The following is a 25,040-nucleotide window of genomic DNA, read 5'->3' as shown; positions in this document are numbered from 1 at the left end:
AAGCCGAAGCCGGCACCGCCGGCTTCGGCTTTTTGTTGTCTAATGGACCGGCGAGAGCGCTAGCGAACGGGCTGGCAACGGACTCGCGAGTCCCGGCTCAGCGCTGCGTGCCCACCAGCCGCGAACAGGCCGCTCAAGCCTTGCGGCGCGCCGCCGACGGTGTGCTAAAGTCGCGCACCGACCGGCGCCCAGCCGGAATCCCTAACCCGTGCGCACCCTGGTGCGGAGGACAGCATGAGCAACATCCAGCTTGATATCGAATGGACTGAAGCCGCATCTCGCAAAATCGAAAAACTGATGCCGCGCGGCGGTCAGGAGGCGTTTCTGGCGCTGCCGCCCGTCGAATGCCTGCCGATGGAAGGCGACGTGCTGTTCCTCGGGCCGGACGGCAAGCAACAGCCGTTTATCGTCGCGGAACGGCAGTATCACCACGACGGCGACGCCGACTGGACCATCATCCTGATCCTCGACGTTCCGCAAGCCACGCATTAACAACCCGCTGTAATGAAACGGCACGCGGGTTGCCGGCCGAACCGGCCCGGCAACCCGCGTGCGATTGTGCGACGCGCCGTCCGCCGTCCGCCGTCCGTCGTCCGCTCAGACGATCTTCGACACCACGCGAACTTCCGCGTGCTCGACCCAATCCGCCACCGCTTTCCGGTAAGCCGTAATGTGCGCGGATTGCGCATGCGCCGCCAGTGCTTCCCGGCTTTCCCAGCGCTCGACGAACACGAACCGGCGCGGCTCCTGCACGTCGCGGTGCAAATCGTATTGCAACGCGCCCTGCTCCTTGCGCGTCGGCCCGACCAGGCCTTCGAGCACCTGACGCAACTGCTCCTCGTAGCCCGGCTTCGCCACCGAGATTGCGACCACCGCGATTTCCGACATGCCCAACCTCCATTTCAAAGAAAGCAGGAGCATACCGGGCGCTCGTCAAACGTGCAGGACCGGCGTGCAGGCCACCGCCTTCGCCGTCCATACCTCGCCATCCGCGCAGCGCCGGTAACGCGTTTGTGCGTGCCACGTCAGAGCCGCCCTCGCCTGGAGTTTGGCGGGTGTCCGCCCGGCGCCCTGTTACGCTGGTTTTCATACAGGCGATTGATTGCGATGAACGCAACCGGTTTTGTGCAAGGCAAGCAGGGCGCAAAACTCGCGCGACAGGCCGGCGGCAGCGCGCCGGACGGCCCTTGGGGAACCGGTTGGCGGGGCGCCCGGCATGAGCGCGATATGACCCCGCGTCTGTGATTACCCGCACATTCACGCGAATTGCAAACTGCTAGACTGGTTTTGACTATTCCGCCGGAGTCCAGCATGGCTGGCATTGCTCTCCGCGTTCCCGGGCTGTATCCGATCCGCCCTGCCTGCGTGAGGGCCGTGCCTCCGTTGCGCGCCGCAGCATCTGGCGCGCCCCGTCACCCGCTTGCCGCGAAGCCGCCATGTCTGCTCTCCTGCCCGCCTTTATGCCATCCGTCAGCGAATTGACCCTGAGCGGCCTGCTCCCGCATCTTGTCCGGCACGAGTCCGGCTGGACCGCGACGTGGCGCGCGCTGACTTTGCACAGCGTGTTCCAGCCCGTGCTGTCGGTGACACACCAGTGCGTCGTCGGCTACGAGGGACTGCTGCGCGCGTTCGATCCGGTCGGCCTGCCGGTTTCGCCGGAAGTGCTCTTTTCCGGCACCCGTTCGGCCGCCGACGCCCGCGAGCTCGACCGGATCGCGCGCTGCCTGCATGTGGCCAATTTCATGGAGCAAGGCATCAGCACCGGCTGGCTGTTTCTGAACACGCGTCCACAGGTATTCGAAACCGGCTGGCCGCAACGTGCGTTCATCGACGAACTGTCGGCGCACTTCGGTCTGCCGCAGGAGCGCATCGTGATCGAAGTGCTCGAACAGCCCGCGGACGACGAATCCGCCGTCGCCAGCATGCTCGCCGCCTCGCAGCCGCGCGATTTCCTGATCGCGATCGACGACTTCGGCACCGGCTTCTCGAACTTCGACCGCGTGTGGCGCTTCCGCCCCGACATCGTCAAGCTCGACCGTTCGCTGGTGGCGCGCGCCGGCAGGCGCGAAGGCGACGATTCGATGATCAGCCACCTGATCGCGATGCTCCATCAGTCAGGCACGCTGGTGCTGGCCGAAGGCGTCGAAACCGACGAAGAACTGATGATCCTGATGGAAGCCGATGTCGATTTCGTGCAGGGCTTCTGGCTCGGTCAGCCGAAGAGTTCAGTGCAGGCGGCCTGCGCGAAAGTGCCGGCGCTGATCGAATCGATGTGGAGCAAGTTCGCGGCCTACGAACGCCGGCATGCCGGCCACCAGCGGCTCGGCTTCGAAGGTTTCGCCGAGGCGGTACTCGCCGCCGCCGAGACTTACAAAGCCACGGGCGATCTGCGCCAGGCCGCGCAAAAGGTGTGGCACCTGCCTGAAGCGCGCCGGGTGTTCATCACCGACGGACAGGGCGAGCAGACCCTGCCCTCGGTCACGGCCGCCTCGGTGCCGCCGCCGCCGCTGCGGCTCGCGCCGCTGTATACCGACACGCGCAGCAACTGGTCGCGCCGGGCCTATTTCAAGCACGCGCTCGCCGCGCCGGGGCGGGTCGCGATGATGGGCCCGCATTACTCGCTCGCCGACGGCCAGGACTGCTATACCGCCGCTCTCGCATTCGAGCATGACGGCACTCATGTGCTTTGCGTCGACTTCGTGCCGACCGCCAGTACCCCGGACGCGCGCTCGCCGACAGGACGCGGCAGCAAGCGCTAATCGTCCACCCGGCCGCGGCCGGATTTGATCTCGCTGCGTTTGGCCTTGCTGTCGAGGCGCCGCAGGTTCGACGCGCGCGTCGGCCGGGTCGCGAAGCGGGGTTTGCGCGTCACGCTGACGCTTTCGATCAGTTCATCGAGCCGCGCCAGCGCCGCCGCCCGGTTCATCTCCTGAGTCCGATGCTCCTGCGCCTTGATGATCACGACGCCGTCGCGTGTGAGCCGGTGATCGGACAGCGCCAGCAGGCGCATTTTCAACACCTCCGGCAATGACGAAGCGCGCACGTCGAAGCGCAGATGAATGGCGCTCGACACCTTGTTGACGTTCTGGCCGCCCGCTCCTTGCGCGCGCACTGCGGTCAGTTCGATTTCGTTCGGTGGGATCGGATAACGGGATGTCATGACACGAGATTGGGCTGGAAGACTTGAGTGTACACAGTGCGCCCCAACGCCGATTACGGACTATCGGGCGCGCTTGCGCGTGCGAAAAACCATTTGCATCGGCGCGGTGGCTTCATCGATACTGCGTTTTTCGCTTACAGCGTAAATTCACATGAAGCTCCGTCCGGGTTTTGTGCTGGAACTGGCCGTCAACTTCCTGTTGCCGTGGCTCGCTTACCGGCTCGCGTTGCCGCATCTGGGCGAGACCGGCGCGTTGATCGCGTCCGCCGTGCCGCCGATCGTCTGGAGTCTGGTCGAACTCGTGCGATTCCGGCGCGTCGACGCGCTGAGCGTGATGGTGGTGGCCGGCATCGTACTCTCGGTCGCGGCGATGGCGCTCGGCGGCAGTCCGCGCATGCTGCTGTTGCGCGAGTCGCTGGTGTCCGGCGCGGTCGGCGTGGTGTTTCTGTGCTCGCTGCCCATGCGCCGTCCGCTGATCTTCTACCTCGCGCGCGCCACCGTTGCCCGCGAAATGGAAGGCGGCGCCGCACGCTTCGAAGCGCTGTGGCAGGAGCGCCCGGCGCTGGTCGCCGCAATGCGCCTGATGACGCTGGTATGGGGCATCGGCCTGACCGGCGAAACGGCGCTGCGTGCGTGGATGGCGCTCACCTGGCCGGTCGAGCGCTTCCTCGTGGTGTCCCCGTTCATTGGCTACGGCATTTACGGCGGCCTGACGCTGTGGACGCTGTGGTATCGAAAGACCATGCGCGCGCGGGTCGAGGCGCGCGTGCAGTCGGGCGGGGTGGCGGGTTGAACGAGGCCCGCGCGCCGTGCGGCGTTCTGCCATGCTGCTCATTTAGCTAGCAGGCCTGCCGGCAACGCGCCTGGCTCCCACATCGTGCTATTCAGCGCCGTGCCACGCCTCCGCTATTCGCGCGGCCAATCCCGAATCGCGCTGGGTCGGCGTGGCAATGGCCTGCGCCAGCACGGCGCGAGCGCCGACCACTTCCACCCGCTCGCGCGCGCGAGTGATCGCCGTGTACACCAGCTCGCGCGACAACACCCGGCTGAACGCCGACGGCAGCATTAGCACCGCGTGCTCGAACTCCGAGCCCTGCGACTTGTGAACCGTGAGCGCAAATGCGGTGTCGTGCGGCGGAAGCGCCGCCGGCGATACCGCCCGCAAGCCGCCGTCGCCGGTACGGAAATGCACGCGCAACGCGCCGCTCGCGCCCGGCAGCGCAATGCCGATGTCGCCGTTGAAGAGACCCAGTGCATAGTCGTTGCGCGTCACCATCACGGGACGCCCGGCGAACCACTGCGCGCCCACTGCCAGCGTCACACCGGCCGAGCGCCGCACCTGCGCCGCCATCGCCGCATTCACCTGATCGACGCCGCGCGGCCCCGAACGGGTCGCGCACAGAATGCGGAAACGGTTCAACGCGTCGAAAAGCGGCAACGGGTCGGGCGTGTCGGCTGCGAGCGCCGCGGCCAGCGCGTCGGCGTAGGGCGCGAAGCCTGCGGCAAGACGCGCGACGGTGCGCTCGGCAAGCGTTGCATGGGTGTCTTCGTAAAGCGCCGCTGCGCAAGATTCCGCGGGATCGATGCGCAGGACGTCGAGCGCCGCGCTCGACGAGCCGTTGCGGATCGCGAGTGACAGCCGGCCGATCGGCGATTCGAGACCGAACCGATAGTTACGTTCGAGCCAGACGACGCAGTCGGCGAGCGGGTTCAGCGCGTGCGGTGCCGGACCGGGCGATGACGCGGCGCCTTCAGAAAGCTCACCCGCGAGCGGTTCATTAAAAACCTCCGGCGAGTCGGCATAGGCGAACAGATCGTCGGGCCGCGCTTCGAAACCGTGCGGCGCATTGGACTGCGGGAAAGAACCGGCCTGCTCTTCGCCCAGGCTGCGCGACGCGTGCGGCAACGCCTGCGTCAGCCGTGTTTCGTCGATACCGAGCGCCTCCGCGAGCCGCCGCACACCCTCTTGCGTGAACGCCGGACGCGCGCTGAGTTCGGCGAACACCGCGCCGGCTTCGACCGCGGCCAGCTGGTCCTTGTCGCCCAGCATCACGAGACGCGTCTGCGGTGCAAGGGCGTCGAGCAGATGCGCGGCCATCGCGACGTCGATCATCGACGCCTCGTCGATCACCACGACATCGTAAGGCAGCGGATTGTCCCGATGATGCCGGAAGCGCCCGCCCGGTCCGGAACCGAGCAGACGATGCAACGTGTACGACGTCTGCGGCAAACGCGCGGCGAGTTCGGGCGGCAGATCGCCGGCACGCGCGAGCAAGGCCTCCTGCATGCGTTGTGCCGCTTTGCCCGTGGGCGCCCCCAGTGCGATTCGCAGATCCGCGCGCGCATCGAGCAGGCAGGCAAGCACGCCGACCACGGTGGTGGTCTTGCCGGTACCGGGTCCGCCGCTGACGATAGTAAGTTGTCCCGACAGCGCCATGACCGCCGCGACACGTTGCCAGTCCACTTCATTGTCTTTCGGCGTGCCGAAGTAGCGCAGCAGGCGCTCGTGCAAAGTCTGCGCGTTGCCGCCTGCTTCAGCACCGGGAGCGGCGCGAGTACCGACCCCCGCTCCAGCATGCGCGACCAGCGCGCGCGCAAGCCGCCGCTCGTAGTCGTAATAGCGAGCCAGATACAACCGCCCTTGCCCATCCACCACCAGCGGCCGCAACGCTGCCGCGCTTTGCGAGCCGTCGCTCGCCATGCCGCTTGCGAACAGCGCCGCGCGCACTTCGGCGCCCGATGCCTCGAAGCGCCGCGCCAGCAACGCGAGCGGCACGCACACATGGCCCTCGGCCGTTGCGCGGCTCGCGGCGAACGCGCCCCGCGCCGCCCACTTGACCGCCTCCGCCGATGCACCGCCGCGCCGCGCCAGCGTGCCGATGCGACGCGCGAAACCTTCCGCGAGCGCGGTGCTGAAATCGGCCGGCGCTGGCAAATTCACGCCGATATCGTCGAGCTCGGGCGGCGCGGATGCGCTCTGTTCGAACGTGCTCATGCGACACCTCCGATCATGGCCGCATCGAGCAGCGCGACCAGCTCGAATGCCGGCCGCCGCCTGTGCACGCCCGCCGGTCCTTCGGCGTCGTGCCAATGCGGACGCACGCCGCGCACGAACAGATACAGATAGCCGCCGATATGCGTGTCGTACGAATAATCGCGCACCCGCGTTTTCAGGTAACGATGCAATGCGACCGTATAAAGCAGCGCCTGCAGGTGATACGCGTGACTCGCCATCGCCGCTTCGAGCGGCGCGGCGGCGTAGTCGGCGGCCGTGTCGCCCAGATGGTTCGACTTCCAGTCGACGATCCAGAAACGTCCGTCGTGCTCGACGATCATGTCGATAAATCCTTTGACGAACCCGCGCAACACGCCGGGTTCCAGTGCGACGTCGGGGTAGCCGTGTTCGATCAGCAGCTCTCGCAACGCGGGGAAATCCAGCGACGGTGCAGCGAACAGAAACTCCAGCTCGTTCAAGCGCCGGCGCGGATCCAGATCCGCGAGTCTCATGCCAGGCTGCAGTTCGGTGGCGACCACGTCCCGGAGCAGGTTGTGCATCATCGCGGGCAGGCGCGCGGCGAGCTCAGGCGCAGCCGGCGCCGGACGCTCGCGCAGCGCGCCGCGAATGGCGTCGGTCCACGTAGGGGGCTCGGTGAAATCGGCGAGTTCGAACATGCGGTGCAGACAGTCGCCCGCCGCCGCGCCGCGCGGGAACGCGAGAATATCGTCTTCCGCGTGAGCTTGAGGGTGCGGTGCAGGCGCGGGCGTGACCACGAGCACATCGGCAATTTCGTCGTGATCGGGGCGCACTTCTTCCACCGGCGTGTGCGCTTCATCAGCTTTACTGCCCGCGGCGATCAGGCCGCTGAAACTCGCCATGCGCCACTGATCGCGCAGCGGCCTGCGATTGGCCCGCGCCTGCATATGCGCGCTGCGGTCCTGCAGGCTTTCCAGCGGCACGCGGCGCTCGGGCTTCGGCAATGGCTGCAGCGTGATCGGCCCGCCCGCCAGCGCCTGCCAGCGCGCCGACAACGCGGCTTCGTCGGGCGGCTCGGCGAGCCAGTCGTCGAAACCGTGACCGCTGCCGCCCACCAGCCAGTTCAGCACGCTGCGGCGCGATTCCCTGGTGGAGCGCGACGACTGATACGTGCCGGCGACCAGATAGCAGCGATACACCGCGCGCGTCAACGCCACGTAGACGAGCCGCGCCCGCTCCGCCGCCTGCTCGCGCACCGCGTAGCGCGACGCATGCTCGGCCTCTTCGTCGTCGCAACCGTAGTGCAGCACCGCGGTGCCTGTTTCGTCGTGATACTCGCGCGCATCCGGCAAGCCGGACGACGGCGGCTCGCGCAACGCGCCGTCGTTCAGGAACGGACAGAACACCACCGCATATTCGAGCCCTTTCGATTTGTGGACCGTCACGATCTGCACGAGGTTGCGATCCGATTCGAGGCGCAATTGCGCCTCTTCGCCACCGCCCTGGGTGCGTTGCGCGGCGAGCCAGCGCAAGGTCGGCGCAATGCCCGGTTGCGTCGCGGCGCGCGCCTGCACGAGTTCGGCCAGGTGGTTCACGTTTGTCAGACGACGCTCGCCGTCCGGTCCGGCAACCAGCCGTTGCGCGACGCGCAGCTCACGCATCAGCGTGCGCCACATTACCGCGAAGCCGCGCTCATGCCACAGCGTGCGGTAACGCGAAAAACGTTCGACCCAGCCCATCGCGTCGGCGGCGTGCGCGGGGTCGTCGGCGGGCGACGGCGCGTCGGCCACCTGCTCGAGACGCCACAGCGCGGCGGCGTCGAGACCCAGCCAGTCCGTTGCCAGCGCGGCGCGCAAACGGCGCAGATCGCCCGGCGTATCGACCGCGGCGAGGACGCGTTCGATCTGCTCGGCGTCGGGCGTGGCGAACACCGACGCCTGCGCCAGTTCCACGCTGCCGACACCCCACGCGGCCAGCACGCGTTTGATCAGACTGCCCTGCTTGTGCGTTTGCACCAGCACGGCGATGTTGCCCGGCGCGAGCGGCACGTCGCCGATCGTCACCGTGCCCTCGCGCGCGCCGCGCAGCAGGCGCACGATCTCGGCGGCGCACGCCTCGCTCGCTTCGCGCTGAGCCTCGCGCTTGTTCAATGCGGCGTCGCCCTGCGGCAAGGTCCAGATACGGAAGTCGCCGGCGCTCGCCTGCGGGTCGGAGAACGGTGGCCTGCGCCGTTCGCCCGCACGCACCGGCTGATAGTCGAGACCGTCCAGCACGAATGCGTGAGGATTGGCTTCGAAGAGCCGGTTGCATGCCTCGACGATGGGCGCGGTCGAGCGCTGATTGACAGCCAGCGTGTAGCACGCCGATGCCGCCTCGCGCGCCGCCAGATAGGTATGCAGATCCGCCGCGCGAAAACTGTAGATCGCCTGCTTCGGATCGCCGACCAGAAACAGCGGGCCGGCCGGCGCGAAGATGCGGCTGAAGATCGCGAACTGCAGCGGATCGGTGTCCTGAAACTCGTCGATCAGCGCAGCCGGATAACGCGCGCGCAGAGCGTCGGCAAGCCAGGGGTGCGCGGCGAGCGCGCGATACAGGTTGGACAGCAGATCGTCGAACGACACGACCCGGCGCGTGCGCTTGCGTGCCACCAGTTCGGCGGGTGCGTAGTCGAGCCAGGTCTGTACGAGCGAGAGCCAGCGCGCGCGTTGCGCGGCTTCGGCCGCGACCACGGCCGCCGCCAGCGCTTCAGCGTGTTCGAAGAACGCATGCACGGGCGGCTCGAACTTCACCTTGGTGGCCTTCTTCAAGGCCGAAGCCGTCAGCTTCAACGCCGCTTTCGGCGGCGGCGCATGGCAGTCGCCCTGCGCGAAGTATTCGGTCCATGCGGCGATGGCGGCGCTCACATGATCGGGCTTGTGCGAAGTCTTGCTCAAGCGCTCCTGCGCCTCGGCCAGCAAACTGACGATCGTGTCGCGCTCCGCATGCCAGAGCGCGCAGGCCGCGTCGAAACCGGCTTGCGGATCCGCGCCATTGCCGCTCGTGTCGAGCGTGCCCCAGCGCAACTGCGCCAACGGCTTTTTCAGACGCCGCGCGAGTTGCTCGTCGAGTGAAGCGGGACCGGCGCGTTTGGCCACCAGCCACGCGGCAAATGCAGGATGCGCATGCGCCACCGGCTCCACCTGCTCGCGCCAGAAATCAGCCGCCATTTCGAAGCGCAAGGCCGCGTCGTCGGCTTCCATTTCAAAAGCGAACGGCATGGCCGCGGCAAACGGCGCTTCCTGCAACGCGCGCTGACAGAATGCGTGAATGGTGTGGATCGCCGCCTGATCGAAGGTGCGCAGCGCACGCCGCACCACCTTCAAGGCGGACTCGCGCCCGATGCCGCGCTCCGGCGCCAGCGTCGTTTCAAAGAGACGGCCGATGAACGGATCGCCGCCGTCGTCGTCCATTTCGATCGCACGGTGCAGTTCGGCGAGACGGCTGCGAATGCGCTCGTGCAATTCCGCGGTCGCCGCCTTCGTGAACGTGACGACCAGGATCTGATCCGCATTCAGGTTCTTTTCGAGCAGCAGCCGCACGTACAACGCGCAAATATTCCAGGTCTTGCCGGTGCCCGCCGAAGCCTCGATCTGATTCACGCCGTCGAGCGAACAGGCGAAGACGTCGAGTTCCTCGGCCACCAGCGCGTAACTCCGCTTGCCCCCGCTCATGACGCGCTCCGCAGATGCTGGATGAGCGGCTTGAACACGATCGCGGCGAGACTGCCGAACGGTTCTTCGAGCGTGAGCGGCGTGCCGCGCAAGGCGATGCGCAACGCGGGGTCGTCGGACTCGCCGCGCACGCGGTCGTTGATCCAGACGCCCAGCGCCGCGGATTCGCTTTCGCTGACCCGGGTCCACGCGCTCTTCGGGAAAAAGCGCAACGGCAGCATGCGCCCTGCCTTGAACAACGCGGCAAGCGGCGCCAGTTCGTCGAGCGGCGCGGCGACCGGCGTGAGCTCGAAGCTCTCGCCGCTGCCATGCCATACGGTGCGGCGCGGACCGTCCGGCCGTGCGGCGCAATACACCAGATGCGCGAGCCACGCCGACAGATAGTCGCGTGCGGTAGGTTTGGCGTAGCGGAAAATCACTTGTCCTGTTTCGGTAAGCAGATTCAGACTGCCGTGCAGTTGCAGCGGCGTTTGTGCGGCTTGCCGCAGCAGCGCGTCATGCGGGCCGAAAAGCGGGCCGGCAATCTCCGTGTTCTCGGGCCAGCGCGGTGCGATGTCGAGCACGAACGGCAAACGCTCGACACCCGAAGCCACTTCGCGGCGCACGCTGTCGGCGAGCTGGCGCAACGCGCCGAGCTCACGCGCGCGCCACACCGCGCCGGTCGCGCCGCCCGGCAATTCCGGGCTGGCCGCCGCCACGCGGCGTACGCGTTCGAAGATGACGTTGTCGTCCGTATCGGCGCCGAGCAGGACTGGCAGAAGACGATCCGCCAATGCATCGCGCCCGGCGTAATCCAGTTCGAACGGCTCGGTGTCGAGCAATTCGCCCTGTGCGTCCGACAACACGATGCCCAGCCGGTCGCGCAACAACGCCCGCGCGGGATGACGCCAGAAGCGCACGAATTCGTCGAAGGCGATCGGCGCCGGCTCTTCAGGCGGCAAGGGTCGATCGAAGAAAGGCGCGGCAGCGGGATGGGCGGGCGCGGCCAGTAGCGTGGCCAGTTCGGCGCGATCCGCGTCGTAGCTGAAGAGACCGGATTGCGGCGAGAAATAGTCCGATGCGAACGCCTGCAACGGATGATCGACAATGAACGCATGCCGCGCGCTCTCGACTTCGGCCGGACTCGCGCCCTCGCCCGCCGACACCTGCGCAAGATGGTCGAGCAGTTCATCGACCAGCGCGGCCGGCGGCAACGGCGCGTTGTCGCGAATGCTGCGGCCCGTATAAGCAATGAAGAGGCGATCGCGCGCGGCGAGCAGCAGATCGAGGAACAGATTGCGTTCGTCGTCGCGCCGCTGGCGGTCGCCGGCTTTGCCGAACGCGGCCATCAGATCGAACTCGTCGGCGCGCGCGAGGCTCGGCAGCACACCGTCGTCCATGCCGAGCAGGCACACCACGCGATACGGCAAGCCGCGCAAACTGGTCAACGACGAAAACGTCACGCTGCCCCAGGGCACGCCGCCGCGCGCCGGGTCGTCGAGCGCTTCGGTCAGCGCACCGCGCACCACCGCGGCGGGCATCGCGATCTCTTGCGCGCCGGCTTGCATTGCGTCGCCCATTTTGTCGATCGCGTCGCGCACGGCGGCGAGCGAATCGGCGAATTCGACGCCACCGTCGAAACACTGCGCGAGCGTGTCGAGCAGCAGTTGGGTCCATTCGGCAGGCGTGCGTTCGACCGCGCAATTCGCCGCGAAGCTGTCGATGTCGTCCACGAAACGCGACAGGCGGCCGAGCAGTTCGGCATCCGCGCCGTCGGCGCCTTCGACCGGCAGCCACGCGTCGACCGGTTCGCCGCCGTCCGGCATGGCGTAGCCGAGATACAGACGCGTAAGCGCATCCGCCAACGTATGACGCGCGATCGGCACATGTTCGCCAGTCGGCTCCACCGGTGCGAGCCCGCGACGCGCGCCGGCCGCGGCCAGCCATTCCTGTGCGGCTTCGAGCGAACTCGCGTCGATCCCGTAACGCACGGCAATGGCGTCGACGCGCAACCATTCGATCAGGTCCGGCGCGCCCACGCTGCGCTCGGGCAAGGCCAGCCAATCGAGCAGCAACCGCGCGACCGGATTGGCCTGCGACGGCGGCAAGCCGGTGATCCGATACGGAATGCGGCGCGTGTCGCCGGGCGGCGTGGTGCCGAACACGGCGTCGATCAGGGGGCCGGCCGCCGCGAGATCGGATACGGCGACCAGCACGTCGGACGGTTGCAGATCGTCGAATTCGTCGAACCAGCCCAGCAGGCGATCGTGCAGCACTTCGAGCTGCCGCGACAGACTGTGGCAGACGTGGACCTCAATGCCTTGCTCGCTCGGTAGTTCGTCGGTGTCGGTCTCCTTGCGCAGATCGAGGATGCCGTTCTGCACGGCGGCAAGCCAGCTCGGTTGCGGATTTTCCGTGAAATCGCCGGTCTCGCCGGAGGCCGCGCTCTCGGTCAGCTCGTGCAGCATATGCAACTGCGCCTGGGTCTGCCGGCCCCACTCGGCAAGCAGCGGATGGCCGACTTCCTGATAGTCGAGCTGGCCGGTGGCGTCGAGCGCCTGAACGCGCCCTTCGCTGACCACGTCGAACCAGAACTCGCGGCACGGGTTCATTACGTACAGACGCACGTCGACCCAGCGCGAAAGCGCGCGCAGCAGCGCCACGTGCAACGGCGGCATGGTGGGCAGCGCGAAAACGCTGACCGCCTCGGGCCACTGTGCGTTCGAGATGGCTTCGAGATCGAGCGTGCCGATTTCATCCAGAAAACGGTAAGCGGGCGGCAACGCGGCTGCGGCCGTTTGCCCGTTTCCCGCCACTTCCGCGAGCACCACGCGCCACAATGCGGCTTGCCAGCGCTCGTCTTCGCGCGCCGCTTCGCTCGCGCCGACGAGACGCGGGCCGGAGTCGTCCGCCGCACCGCTCGCGAAGATCGAGCCGCCCTTCTGCCATTGCAGCAGCCATTCCGGCCGATACGTCAGATAGTGGTCGAGCACGGTCGCCACGCGCCGCGCGAGTTCGTAGCGCATCGAGGCGTCTGCCGCATCGAGATACGTGCGCAGACGCGGCGACGCATTCCAGGGCAGCGCTTCGTCCCCGTCGTTCCCCGGGCCCAGCAACCGGTAGCAGCGCCATACGAGCCGGTCGGGCGCGAACGGCGAATGCTTCGGTACCTCGATCACGCCGCCGATCTGCGCCCACAGCCATTGCGCGAGATAACCAAAGTTGACATTCGCGCAGATGCCCTGGCGCGTGGCGATATCGAGCTCGAGACGGCGCCGCACGGCAGCGCTCGGAACGATCACGGGCTGCGCGGTCCAGGGGTCGGACGGCGCTTGCGCCAGGTCGTCGAGCAGCGCGCCGACAAGCGTTTCGTAGCGGTTCGAGTAGAAGAGCTGGAGCATGGATCCCGGGGTTTGCATGCGGCGCGGGCGGAACGCTCAAGCCGCGACAGACAGTGAAGCGACAGCATAACAAACGCGTGCCCAACGCAGAACCTGGCCGAACGGACGAGGTCAGATCACCCATGAAATCAGTTAGACTCGACGGCAGTTCGGGTCTGCCCTTCAACCGCGGCTTTCTCAGTGAATGGAATCCAGGCAGTCGATGCGCTATTCGGTCGAAATAAAAAAATTCCTCTACAGCCAGTACTTTTATGGCGGCCTGCGCATCGCAGTCGGCGTGTCGTTACCGGCGGTACTGTGTCTGATCGTGTTTCACGATCGCGATCTCGGCTTCACGATCGCCACCGGCGCGCTCGGCGCGTGTGTGGTCGACATGCCGGGCCCGCTCAAGTACAAGCACAACGAAATGCTGGCGTGCACGGTGATCGGCTTCCTGTCCGCGCTCGCCACCGGCCTCGCCACCGTGAACGCGGTGGCGCTGTGGTGCACCGTGGTGCCGCTCACCTTTTTGCTGTCCCTGATCGTCGTGTATGGCAACCGCTGGCCGCAGATCAGCTTTGCCACGCTGTTCATGATGGTCATGACGCTGGAAGATCATTTCACGCCGGTGCAGGCGCTCGTCAACGCCTCGTGGATTCTGGTGGGCGGCCTCTGGTACACCTACTGGTCGACCTTCGTGAGCCGCTGGATGATGCACCGCATCGAACAGCAGGCATTGGCCGAAAGCGTGTTCGCATGCGCCGACTATCTGCTGGCCCGCGCCCAGTTCTACGACCTCGATAACGATCTGGACGAGTGCTATCGCAACCTGGTCGACAAGCAGATCGCCGCGGTTGAACGCCAGGATGCCGCGCGCGACATCGTGCTGCGCAACCTGCCCAAGCTCAAGAGCGGCAAGCTCGAACCGCGCCGCGCCATGCTGTTCAATCTGTTCATCAACACGGTCGATCTGCACGAGTTGTTCGTCGGCGCGCACACCGATTACCCGCTGGTGCGCAACACGTTCGGCGGCTCCGATCTGCTGGTGTTCTACCGCGATCTGATCCGCAAAGCGGCCGCCGACCTCGAGGAGATCGGGCTCGCAGTGCTGCAAAACCAGGCGCCGCGCACGCGCGTGAACGTCAAGGCGGAATTGCGCGCCATCGAATTCGAAATCGAGTTGATGCGCAAGCAGAACCTGCCGGCAAAAAACCATGAGGCCTATTCGGCGATCTCGTCGACTTTCCGGCGCATCTGGAGCGCCACGCGCCTGATCGACAAGATGCGCAAGAGTCTCTCCAGCGAACCGAGCACGACCGAAACCGAATTGCGGCTCGACCAGGCGCTCACGCGTTTCGTGTCGAGCCGCCGCGTGCCGTTCGGCCAGATCTTCTCGAACCTGACAATGGCCTCGCCGAGCTTCCGCCATGCGCTGCGCGTGACCATCGCGGTCGCCGTGGGCTTCTGGCTCGGCCGTCTGCTGCCGCTCACCAACGCCTACTGGATCGTGATGACCACCGTCATCATTCTGAAGCCCGGCTATTCGCTCACCAAGCAGCGCAACGGGCAGCGGATCGTCGGCACGCTGATCGGCTGCGCGGCGAGCATCGCGCTGATCGTGTTCGTCAAGGAACCTCACATCCTGCTGATCGTGATGTTCGCGTCGATGGTCATGAGCTACAGTCTGCTGCTGTTCAATTACACGGCGAGCGTGGTGTTCACCTCGTCGTACGTGCTGCTCATGTTCCATCTGCTCGCGCCGGGCAGCATGCGCATCATCGGCGAGCGCGCAATCGATACCGTGGTGGGCTGCGCGATCGCAATTGCGGCAAGCCACCTGTTCCCGTACTGGGAATACCGGTTGATGGGCAAGCTCGTCAACAACATGATCAGCGCGACGCGTCAATATCTGGAAGCAAGCTGGTGGTGGAGCGGCAAGCCGGCCGCCGCGGTGGTCGCCACCGTGACCGAGGCCGGCGCACGTGCGCCCGCGGCGGCGATGGCCGATCCAGCGATCGACTTCGGCAAACCGGCGCTCGCCACGGCAGGCGGTGGCGCAGGCGCTGCGGCGGGCAGCGGCGTAGGTGTTGGTCCGAACGGCGGAGCAGGCGGTGCGGTAAGTCAGGGCGTAAGCGCTGCCTCAAGCGGTGGCGCAAGCGGTGCTGCAAGCCAAGGCGTAAGCGCTGCCTCAAGCGGCCGCGCAAGCGCCTCTGAAGGCAACAGCGCAAACGCTCAAGCGGCCGTGGATGCCAGCGCAGCAATACCGCCTGCCGACGTCGGCGCAGGCACGACCACGGTCAGCAATCCCACCGCGAAGCCGGCCTCCGGCGCCTCCGCTGCCGCCGCAGCCGCGGCAACCGCGCTCGATCGCGATTACCGCTACCGGCTCGCCCGCAAGAACGTCCACGTAGCGTTCGCCAATCTGGGCCAGGCGTTTCAACGCATGATGCTCGAACCGAAGTCCGCGCAAAAGTTCGTGCCGGAACTGAACGGCCTGCTGGTACGCAGCCACGTACTCGCTTCGCAGATCACCGCGGCCGCGCCGCTGCTGCGCACCACGGCGCAACAACAGGCCGAAGGCATCTCGCTACAGCCGCTTCAACGCGCGCTGAGCGTGGTGCGCGACAATCTCACCGAAGCCGAAACCGGCACGGCGCCGCCCGCCGATCAGGCCGAGCAGATCAAGCAGTTGAACCGTGAGCTCGATGCGATGGTGGTCGAAACGGAAAAGTCGCCGGACTATTCGGCGGACGCCGTGCACGATATGAAATTGCTTGCGCATCAATGCAAGCAGATGCTGGCGGCGGCGGCATTGATCCGCAAGGATGCAAGCGTGATTCGCCTGCCGGATGAGTGAAACGGCGTGGCGCCGACATCGCGCGTTGCGCGGTCGGCGGGCTCTTACGTTTTGGATAGGTCGGCGTTCTGCCTCGCGTCGAGCGTCGCTCGACGATCAGGCGCGACGCTCAAACCAGAGTGCGTGCAGTCTTACTGAGCCGCGCCACTTGCCGGCTTCGCCGCGGTGGCCGCTGCCGCCGCGTCCGATGAAATCGACGGTGCCGGTTCGTTCTGGCTGTCGAAATCGTGCTTTTCCTTGATGGCGTTATAGAAGAGCGTGGCGATCACCAGCAGTACCGCGACCACGATGAAGACAGCAATGCCAAAGGTCGGGTTCTTCTTGCGCGGCGGTTTGTTCATGAGGCGGGCTCGGTTCGCGAGGCTGTCGCGGATGGGGTCTGGGAAGGCGGCATTCTACGCTCACCGAGCTTGCACTCGGCTTGCAATGGGCACAGACCAGGTGTCAAAGGGCATGCAAGCGCGCTATGGCTATAGATCCGAACGGTGGGACTGACAAACGCCCAGCGGTCTAGAACTGTGCGGTCAACTGAAAACCCGCGGCGACTCGCGCGGTCGGAAATCCAGACGGCTTGTAAATCGGCGTACCGGCAAAAAGGTCGTACGCGAAACTGCCGATGCGAGCCGGCATGCTCCCGCGCAGACCGATCACAACGCCCGCCAGTTGCGTACCCGCGAGAAAGGCGGTGCTGGGGCCGAAAACCTGGCCATAATCGACGCCCGCATAGAACGAATGTCGCGTCTGGCCGATCGGTAGCTGGAGTTCGTTTCGCCAGTAAAAACCGCGCTCCGCCGCGAGCAGCGTTTCCCCGTCGAAGCCGCGCACCGTGTAGCGGCTGCCGATGGTCAGGTCATCGATGTAGTTCAGCGTGTTGTTCGTGAACTGACCGTGAAAGGTCGTCACATATCGCAGGCTCTGGCTCGCGACAGAAAACGGCACCGACAGGTTCGCATCGAGCACGGCCATGTGAAAGCGGTACGTCGGGCCGTTCGTCGTATCGGGCATCGCACCGAGCCAGCCGATGCCCTGCCGGTAGGCCAGCGTGCCGTCGAACTGTGCGGCGCCGAAGTAGTGGCGGTCGGTCAGCCCTGCCTCGATGAACGTGTTGTCGCGATGCTGCTGCGGAATTTCAGTGTCCTCGATGAAGCTCGCGCCCCAGCGTTTGGTCAGTTGCGCCTCAAAGCCGAACACGTCGTCCTGGCTGCGGCGCAACACACGTTGCAGTTTCAGCCCTGCTATCTGTGAATTGCCGCTTGATACAAACGTCTGGTTCACCGCAGCGATCTGCTGGTAATAAGTATTCGTGTTGCCGAAGAGCGTAGCCGTCCAGTAACCCCAGGGAACCGAATAGGAGCCGTTCCAACCGTGCGAGCCGAGGCTTTTGTCTCCCAGTTCGAGGTCCTGATTCGCGCCCACGTTGAATATGTCGTTCAGTCCGAGTGGATTGTCGATGCCGACGCCGAGGTTGCCTTGCAGCTTGCCGGTGGCCCGCGTGCCTGAGTTGTCGATGGAAGCGACGACGCTCCACGGCTTTGTGCGTTTCACTGTGATCTCCACATCGCTCTCGCCGGGTGTTCCGGTCGGCACGACCTGCATGTCGACATCCTGACTCGCGACGCGCTTCATCTGTTCGAGTCCCTGTTCGAGATCGCGCAGGTCGAGCAGATCGCCGCCGCGTGCCGGAAATGCCGACTTCCACGTGCCACGCGTTGCGGAGTCGGCGAAGCGTAACTGGCGAATAACACCGGGCACGAGCGAGAAGCGCAGCGTGCCTTTCGACAGGTCCTGTTCCGGGACAAGGACGCGCGTGGTGATGTAGCCCCGGCTGAGAATCACCTGCGCGAGGCCCTTGACGATCAACTCGACGCCCTGCTTGCCGACGCATTGTCCGCTGTAGTGATCGAGCCATTCGCGGGCAAAGGCAAAGCGGTCCTGCGGCAGCGCCGAGGCGCCTTGTGCACGAACGGCATCGGGCAAGGTCTCCGGTATGTCCAGAACGAATGACTGGATGCGGAAGCAGGGAGTCCCGGCAGGCAGTTCAGGCCAGCCGGCGGCCTTGGGCGTACCTGCGCGGACGACGGGCGCATTGACCGCCTGGGCGCGCTCCTGGGCTTGTCGTTGCTGCTCGATGAGTTGCTGTTGCTGCGCCGCGCTGCGTGCGGCATTTGCAAAATCGGGTAAAGGCGGCGACGTTTGCGCCGAAACGCCGAAAGCCGTCAGCGTCACTCCTGCCGACAGTGCTCTCGCAACGCGTAAGTGTTGCATTGGTCTTGTTCTCTACTGGTTATTATTGATCTGACTGCGTGACGCTTTTCACGGCCCCCGTTTTGGCGCGGTCTCTGTGCCCGACGACGGACACCTGGATGCGTACTGCGTTTCAACAGGTTCGTCCAGTCCACTGGCGTCGATGTGGCGAACCTCGATCGAGCAGTTCGGGGCCCTACGCCCTTCGTCCTGCAAAAGCAGATACGCGTCGTAATCCTGGCCGGCGATCGGCGTGAAGGTCATCTCGTGCGGCTTGCAGGACCACGAATAGCCGCCGTATTTGCCGCCTGCGTCCCCGGCCGTACTCAGCGCCAACGTGATCGGCTGCCCGGCCGGAATCACGTATTCCCGGATCATGTCCTTGAAACGCAGACCTTCGACACGCATCCAGGGCCGGGGACTCGGTGGCATGCCAATCACGACGCTGCGTGACGAGTATTTGTAGCGCGCCATGAAGCCGTCGTCGACGTTGACTCGCTGTGGGTCGCTTTCCCATGCATTGGAGTAGCACGCCCCCACTCTGAACGACGCGGCTTGCTGGTCGTTGCCCGACTTGATACGCACACGTGCTGAAATACGAGGATCGTAGTCGGGAGTTCCAGTTGTGACGTAATGCGCTGGCGCGCATCCGGCGGTGAATGCGAAGGTGAAGAGGATACCTGCTGTCAATGTGCGCATTATTGCGCCTCCTTTATTATCATTGGCTCTCCGGCTGGAATGCGAAATGGGATTGGACTCTAACCCCTTGTGCGGCAAGGAATGACGATCACTTCGTCGGCTTTTAAAGGGGTTGGCCTACGTGAAACGTGCAGTCGAGAGCGATTGACTTATCCAGCCCGACGAGCTTGTTCACTTCTATTGCTTTATCGGCGTGAACGTGACGGTCGCTTCGGTATGCGGCGTGAATATTTAGATACTGCTCTTGTTGCGTTAAGGTTAAACACCGCCCTGGAAGTAATCGGACCGTAATAATAAATCTTCCTGGCGGAAAACTGTGCGCTAATTGCGCTGTTGATAGGTGGAGCAGCGGTCGTCGCCTCTGTTACGGATTGGTCCAATAAGGCTTTGCAGTGCTGTCGTGTGTGCTTGCGGCATTTGGACTCACGTCTGTGCTCGGGAATGCCTGTTTGCTGTTGGCAACGTATGAATCTGGCGATCACCGCCACCCGCCGGCGACCCGGCCGCGCTGCCGGCATTGCCGACTGCGGCAATCGTGCGCAAAGAGGGCCCTGAGCCCGTTCATCCTGACTGCTAGCAGCCGCCTGCGACTGCTGGATCGTGTTATTGATCGCATCCCCTGCACTACCGCCCGGCCCAAGCGTGAAGCCGCTCGTCTTCGTCTCCTGCGTCTCGTCATGGTGATTCGTACCCGTCGCCGCATCGGGCGTGGCGCTCGCAGCCTTGCCTGTCACATCCCGTGCCGCGATCACATCCCGTACGAACAGGGCAAACGGACTGCTTTTCCGTGGATGCAGGCCACCGACGCGATGCTCGAATACATCGGACTCCTGCCCGGACAGCCATTCGATGGGTGCACTTGCCGGCGTCGTGTCGAAGCGTTGCTCGACCGCTGCCAGCATCACATCACGCACGACGGCCGCTATGGCCGCCAGTAGTCGCTGCCCAACTGATAGCTTCCCGGTCATGGCAGTCCAGCGCAGGCTCGTCATCACGCCGGACTGAATGACCCCATAAACAACAGACCCGGCGCAAGGCCGGGTTTGTTGTTTCAGCTAAAGAAGATATTCTTTACCACCACGTACGCGATGAAGCTCATCAGCGCCGTGAAGACAACCGCACTCACTATTTTCTGGCCTCTTGTTTTAGGCGTTGAGCCAGGAATACCAACCATAGTTACCACCCCATTCTTGTTTTGCCCTGGTCACTGCTATACCCACCTCCAGTGCCGCCAATATTGGTGTTCTTGCCTGCGCTCACTCCACCACCAACGCCAATAACTGTCGCGGTTCCATTGCCCGGCGAGTTCATAATGCCAGCACCAAATATGCCATAAGCGGCAGACATGTCACCAGCATAGCCCCCGGCGAAGTTATTCGTCTGGCCTGGTGCAACGCTGGATTGATTAAGCCATCCAGCAGTAATGCTAGCTGATGCTTGAACCGGATTCGGAAGCGCCATATTTACGCCCGTACCGAAGAACGCATTCCCATCCCGTGTGAACGTTCCCCACACACTACCCACGAAGTAATCCACCTGGAAGTTCACAAAGTCCGGCAAACCCATACTGCAACGGATTCACTCCCGGCGAATTGATGCCGTTGTAACGGTTGTACAACCCATCCGCACCTTCGGCTATATCACTCAGGCCAACGGCAATCATTCCTGCACCAGTCGTCGCGCAAATACCTGCGCCGGTCTTGGCCGTCACTCCGCCGAGCACCACCTTGGCCGAATCTTTTGCGGTCCCCAGCGGATCACTTTTCACCATGTCCGTGATCTTCTGCCCCGGCGAGTAGTTGAACAATCCCCCTTCCTGCTGACGGTTCACCCACTCAATCTCCGGCCCAAGCTGCGTCGCCTCAAGCTGACTCACATAGTTGGCATTGTACTGGTCGCTTCCCTGCGGATACTCGGCCCAGCATTTCACTGCGAGACATGCCGCCTTTGTCAGTTTGTCCTGTTCCGCCTGGTCGCCGTTCGCCTGTTTTGCTATCGCGCTCTTTTCATCCGGGTGAAGTTGTCTGTTGAACCGAACCGTATTGCTACCGCCCGTAGGAGTCGCACCGAACGTTGTCGCCGTCATTGATTTGCTATCCGTTCGGACAGGCCCGTCGCTAAGCGTTCAAGACTCTCGGCATTGCCCCACAGGACAACGCGAATACCCTCTAGATCTACCGTCAATTTCCCCCGTTGCACATACTTCTCCTGTACCAGCCGAACGTCTTTGTAGGAATACGACCGCGCAGTTATAAAACACACAACAAGATGCTGCTCGTAAACGCTGAATCTATAAAACGCGCCCCCTGAACGGAAAGCCGACTGACCGAACGATGCGATGACGCGCGCTTGCGCAATAAGCTGGCCGGCGCTTCTATCAGCTATTCGCGAAATTGCGGGCAGTAGAACAAAGACCACAATTACGCCGACAATCAGCAATCCAATCACGACCGCCCCTGCTGAAGGGCTAAGCGTTGTCTGAAAGAATGGTTTCATCGCTTCACCGGAGATTGATAGGTCGGATCGACCGAAGCGTTGACAGGTGTACTGAAGCCCGCGCCGATACCGACTGAAACACCATTTATGTAGCGCGTCGCGTCATACCAGGATTTTTCCTGCCACGCCGTTACATTACTCGGGACTACTTGGACGCCAAAGTATTTGCCAATGCCCACCCCGACCGACGTTGGACCTGAATAACGCGAATCGCCCGAAAAATTGATGCTCGCTCCGAAATCCCCCAAACTACCGATTGTGACGTCCGGCTTAAGCGAAGCCGAACCATCGCTCGGCGTGTACGAGAAATTCGGCCCGACAGCAATTCCTGGAGAGACCGGCACGTGAAAGCCCGCCTGCACGGTAACGTCGGGATTGCTGCGTGGATCTGAGTTGGGCATACCGGCCGCACATTCAGCCGTAATGCAGCCATTTGCCGCCGGAGTGAACGGCCCAGTAGCATCGATCCTTGGCCCGGCTGCATTTTGGGTAGATGGCGCATTCCAGCTATACGGCGAATTTGAGCCGCCCGTGTTCTGGGTAATCAAGTCTTGCAGCGCTTTTGATGGTGTCGCCAACATCGACGGATCTTGCACCAGATAACTCCCCGTGCTGTCCGCCACCAGCTTCATCCCGGCCGTGTCATAAACCGCACCCGCAGGCGTACCCGCGTTCAACGGCACAACGACGCCCGTCGCAGCGATCTCACCATATTGGCTATTGTTCGCCCCACGCATGGCGTTTTCGATCTGTGCCGCCGTGATCGGCGAACCATCAGGGTTCATCAGCCCTTGATCCTTTGCCGCCGCTGCAATCTGCTGTGCCTTCGTTTTTTCGGGCTGATGTAGTTGCCGGTTGTACATATCCGCATTCGACGCAGCAAAAGCACCTGCACCACCCCCTACAGCCGCACCCGCCGCCCCCGCCACCAGATTCGAAACAACCTGCCCGAGCATCCTGTCAGCCGTCGCATTGCCAGTCGGATCCCCATTGGCAATCGAATTACTCAACTCATTCAACCTCGGCGCGAGTCCAGCCGAAACCCCCGCACCTGCCGCCCCGCCGAGCGCGCTGCCAAAGTTGCCACCACCCAGCCCGCCAAGCACCGCGCCCGCCACAATGTGCATACCGACGCGATCCGCGCCCCCTTCTCCCCAGTCCGCCGCATCCTGCCCGTATTGCGCCGCCGTACCGGTTTCTCCGAGCGCGTTCGCCGCCTTCGCGCCGTCAAGCGCCGCTTTCTGCCTGTAGTCCGCGTACGTGCCGATGTCCTTCGCCACCGCTTCCCCTGCCGCATTGGCCGCGTTCATCACATCAGCCTGATTGCCAAGCACCGTGTTCACGTCAGGCAGCTTCGACACCGTACCGTTCAGGTTCGACGTATCCCGGTTCAGGCTCGCCACTTCCTGCTTCTGATTCGCGGAATCGGTAATGGTAATCGTGCCCGCGCTCACGCCGCTCTTCGTCGTCGCACTGGAACTGCCGCTTGCCGACTGACCCAGCATCGGCATGACGCCCTGCGTGCCCGCACTGAAGCCGCTTGTCGACGCGCTGTAGTCCGAATGATTCTGCATGTCCGAGTACGTCAGCGTACCCGTGGCAAGGGTGTTCTTCGACGGGTCCGCATCGCTGGCAATGTACGCGCCCTTCAGATCCGTATTGCCTTTCACGTTCACATCAAAACCACCGGAGCCTGCCTGAATCCCGGCCTGCCCGTTCACTGCGGCATAGTTGCCGTTCGCGCTGCCGTGCTGGCTGCTGAAGCTCGCGCCGCCCCCGCCCTGGCTGATGCTGAAACCACCGCCCGAGCTTTGCTGATGCGCGCTACTCACCGTCGTATCCTGCACCGAGGCAATGTTCAGGTTCCCGCCCACATCCGCAGCAACGTGATTGCCCTTTACATTCGAGCCGACGATGTTCGTATCGCCGCCGGAACTGATCGGCACGTTATTGGTCGCGCTCACATACGTGTTGTTCTGCATCGCCGCATCCGAATTCGCATCGCCGTGCGCCTTGCTCATCGACGCCGACACACCAAAACCTTTGGTGCCGTACGAAACGCCCACGCTCGCACTGCTCGATTCGTTGGTGCTGCGCGTCGAATCGGTGTTCGTCGTGTTCAGGAGATTCACATCGTTCTTCGCGCTCAGCATGACATCGTTGCCACTGACACTCGAACCGGCGACCGTCACGTTGCCATTATTCGACGACGCTGCCCCATCACCGCCACCGGTCGCGGTGAATGATGCCATGCCACCGGCCTTGACGGTCGAGCCGGTCTGCGTGGTCTGGTCTTCCGTGAAAGTGTTCTTCGTCCTGCTCGTGCCGTAGCTCAACTGCACGCTGATATCCGGAGCGCCGCCACCCGCCAGCGACCCGACCGCGCTGCCGGCGTTGCCGACCGCGGCAATCGTGTGCAGGGCCTTGGCCCGTCCATCCTGACTGCTACCCGCCGCCTGCGACTGCTGGATCGCGTTATTGATCGCCGTGCCTGCCGAACCACCCACGCCATTCACGAACACGTTCCATCCCAGCCCGCCGGATGCGCCAACGCCTCCCGATATCGCAGCAACGGCCACGTCAATGGGATTGACCGTCCCGTTCTGGCAATACTGCGAGCCCGCGTTGATGCCCGCGCTAATCGCGCCGGTTCCCACCGATGATGTCCAGGTCCCCGAACCCAATGCCCCGTCAATCCCGAAGATCGGCGCACCCGGTATCGCTGCCAGTGCAGGAAGGACCGCCGGTGCCGCCAACGCGCCCGCAATAGCGAGGCCGAGTTTAGGATTAGCGACGGCTCCCGGCAATGCCCGTTGCTCCGGCGTCAGCGAACCATCCTTGTTACCATAAAGGAAGGGACTGTTGTACTCGGCTGAAGTAGCGGTGAACATGCCACCTGCGTTCTGACTGATAAACGCCACCGCAGTCGCATCACCACCAGGTCCCTTGCTCGCCGCAGCATCAACGAGACGATAGCCGTTGGCCAGCAACATGTTCTGCGCCTGATCCGCCGTGATCGACTGGCCAGTCTTGTCCTCGTAGAACTGGGCAAACTGTTTGGCGTTATCTTTCGCCCACTGTCGCTCGTCGGGGTGTAGTTGCCGGTTGTACATGTCCTTGATGGGTCAATCAGAATGGCCCGATATCCAGGATTCGTAGCTCGCCCTCAAAACGGCCCCGCTGTACAACGATGTCGATTTCGTCGCCTTCGTTAACCCGGTCGTATTTCCATGCGACGGGACAGAATTGCAAGGAACGATTCTCAACATTCACTTCGAGTGCGTTCTTTGCAAGTACAGTGACGTATGCCTTCCCTTGCCATTCACGATGTTCGGGTATTACCCATTTCCGTTTCACATGTCCTGTAACTCGCATTTTCTTTGCTCCTGCAAAAATGGCGAGACGCCGAATAGTCAGAAATGCCAAACAGACAATCAAACATTCCACAGCTAGAAGTAATGCGCCCGAGACGGCACTTGAGCCGCCACCATTAATAAGTTCGAATGGAGTGGATAAGATGTTCATCAGATATTGCCAAGGT

General features: G+C 63.9%; 16 protein-coding genes and 2 pseudogenes. 4 read left to right on the top strand and 14 right to left on the bottom strand.

Going from position 1 to position 25,040, the window contains the following annotated elements:
* The first annotated feature begins 234 nt into the window (after nt 1-234).
* A complete protein-coding gene (locus BXE_RS07940; RefSeq protein ID WP_007182306.1) occupies nt 235-492 on the top strand; it encodes a hypothetical protein in 258 nt (85 codons plus the stop codon).
* Between the two features lie 105 nt (nt 493-597).
* On the opposite strand, the gene BXE_RS07935 is transcribed toward BXE_RS07940, so the two are convergent.
* The gene (locus tag BXE_RS07935; protein WP_011487836.1) at nt 598-888 is read right to left on the bottom strand and encodes a putative quinol monooxygenase; all 291 of its coding nucleotides are present in this window, start codon (nt 886-888) and stop codon (nt 598-600) included.
* Between the two features lie 548 nt (nt 889-1,436).
* Here BXE_RS07935 and BXE_RS07930 point away from each other — a divergent pair.
* Nucleotides 1,437-2,759, top strand: a complete 1,323-nt coding sequence (locus BXE_RS07930) for an EAL domain-containing protein (RefSeq protein ID WP_011487835.1) — start codon at nt 1,437-1,439, stop codon at nt 2,757-2,759.
* Here the strand turns inward: BXE_RS07930 and arfB are convergent.
* The gene (gene arfB / locus BXE_RS07925) at nt 2,756-3,160 is read right to left on the bottom strand and encodes an alternative ribosome rescue aminoacyl-tRNA hydrolase ArfB (protein ID WP_011487834.1); all 405 of its coding nucleotides are present in this window, start codon (nt 3,158-3,160) and stop codon (nt 2,756-2,758) included. The genes BXE_RS07930 and arfB overlap by 4 nt on opposite strands.
* A 151-nt stretch (nt 3,161-3,311) precedes the next feature.
* On the opposite strand from arfB, the gene BXE_RS07920 reads away from it, so the two are divergent.
* Entirely contained in the window at nt 3,312-3,953 is a 642-nt protein-coding gene (locus BXE_RS07920) for a VC0807 family protein (RefSeq protein ID WP_011487833.1), read from the top strand.
* A gap of 87 nt (nt 3,954-4,040) precedes the next feature.
* On the opposite strand, the gene BXE_RS07915 is transcribed toward BXE_RS07920, so the two are convergent.
* The 3 genes from BXE_RS07915 to recC are packed head-to-tail and all read right to left on the bottom strand — an operon-like array spanning nt 4,041 to nt 13,224.
* Nucleotides 4,041-6,155, bottom strand: a complete 2,115-nt coding sequence (locus BXE_RS07915) for an AAA family ATPase (RefSeq protein ID WP_011487832.1) — start codon at nt 6,153-6,155, stop codon at nt 4,041-4,043.
* Nucleotides 6,152-9,844 carry an exodeoxyribonuclease V subunit beta gene (recB, locus tag BXE_RS07910; protein WP_011487831.1) on the bottom strand — a complete coding sequence of 1,231 codons (3,693 nt, stop codon included), beginning with the start codon at nt 9,842-9,844 and terminating at the stop codon, nt 6,152-6,154. The genes BXE_RS07915 and recB overlap by 4 nt, the downstream gene beginning before the upstream one ends.
* Nucleotides 9,841-13,224 carry an exodeoxyribonuclease V subunit gamma gene (gene recC, locus BXE_RS07905; protein ID WP_038456428.1) on the bottom strand — a complete coding sequence of 1,128 codons (3,384 nt, stop codon included), beginning with the start codon at nt 13,222-13,224 and terminating at the stop codon, nt 9,841-9,843. Before recC ends, recB begins: the two co-directional genes overlap by 4 nt.
* A 202-nt stretch (nt 13,225-13,426) precedes the next feature.
* Between recC and BXE_RS07900 the strand changes: the two genes are divergently transcribed.
* Nucleotides 13,427-16,060, top strand: coding sequence for an FUSC family protein (locus BXE_RS07900; protein ID WP_038456429.1), 2,634 nt, complete (start codon nt 13,427-13,429; stop codon nt 16,058-16,060).
* Nucleotides 16,061-16,191: 131 nt separating this feature from the next.
* On the opposite strand, the gene BXE_RS07895 is transcribed toward BXE_RS07900, so the two are convergent.
* The 9 genes and pseudogenes from BXE_RS07895 to BXE_RS45735 all read right to left on the bottom strand — a co-directional run bounded on the left by BXE_RS07895 (nt 16,192) and on the right by BXE_RS45735 (nt 25,024).
* Nucleotides 16,192-16,401: a hypothetical protein gene (locus BXE_RS07895; RefSeq protein ID WP_007182315.1), complete on the bottom strand. Its 210-nt coding sequence runs from the start codon at nt 16,399-16,401 to the stop codon at nt 16,192-16,194.
* 169 nt (nt 16,402-16,570) lie between these two features.
* Nucleotides 16,571-18,325, bottom strand: a complete 1,755-nt coding sequence (locus BXE_RS07890) for a ShlB/FhaC/HecB family hemolysin secretion/activation protein (protein WP_011487828.1) — start codon at nt 18,323-18,325, stop codon at nt 16,571-16,573.
* A 48-nt stretch (nt 18,326-18,373) separates the two neighbouring features.
* Complete coding sequence (locus tag BXE_RS07885; RefSeq protein WP_011487827.1) at nt 18,374-19,003, bottom strand: hypothetical protein; 630 nt, start codon at nt 19,001-19,003, stop codon at nt 18,374-18,376.
* 824 nt (nt 19,004-19,827) lie between these two features.
* Nucleotides 19,828-19,984 (bottom strand): annotated as a pseudogene (locus BXE_RS45410) (IS3 family transposase); the annotation flags it as partial.
* A gap of 195 nt (nt 19,985-20,179) precedes the next feature.
* Nucleotides 20,180-20,464, bottom strand: coding sequence for a hypothetical protein (locus tag BXE_RS45740; protein ID WP_148222928.1), 285 nt, complete (start codon nt 20,462-20,464; stop codon nt 20,180-20,182).
* 55 nt (nt 20,465-20,519) lie between these two features.
* Nucleotides 20,520-21,089, bottom strand: a complete 570-nt coding sequence (locus tag BXE_RS07880) for a hypothetical protein (RefSeq protein WP_038456435.1) — start codon at nt 21,087-21,089, stop codon at nt 20,520-20,522.
* Nucleotides 21,086-21,499 (bottom strand): hypothetical protein, encoded by a 414-nt coding sequence (locus tag BXE_RS07875; RefSeq protein WP_011487826.1) that lies wholly within the window; start codon nt 21,497-21,499, stop codon nt 21,086-21,088. Before BXE_RS07875 ends, BXE_RS07880 begins: the two co-directional genes overlap by 4 nt.
* Nucleotides 21,496-24,009 (bottom strand): annotated as a pseudogene (locus BXE_RS45405) (hemagglutinin repeat-containing protein); the annotation flags it as partial. The gene BXE_RS07875 and the pseudogene BXE_RS45405, both read right to left, overlap by 4 nt.
* A 619-nt stretch (nt 24,010-24,628) precedes the next feature.
* On the bottom strand, nt 24,629-25,024 hold the full coding sequence (locus tag BXE_RS45735) for a hypothetical protein (RefSeq protein ID WP_148222927.1): 396 nt from the start codon (nt 25,022-25,024) through the stop codon (nt 24,629-24,631).
* Nucleotides 25,025-25,040: the final 16 nt, after the last annotated feature.

The organism is Paraburkholderia xenovorans LB400, from assembly GCF_000013645.1.
In the GTDB taxonomy this organism is placed as follows: domain Bacteria; phylum Pseudomonadota; class Gammaproteobacteria; order Burkholderiales; family Burkholderiaceae; genus Paraburkholderia; species Paraburkholderia xenovorans.
The sequence above is the reverse complement of the archived record's forward strand: the minus strand, read 5'-3'. Positions and strand labels throughout refer to the sequence as shown.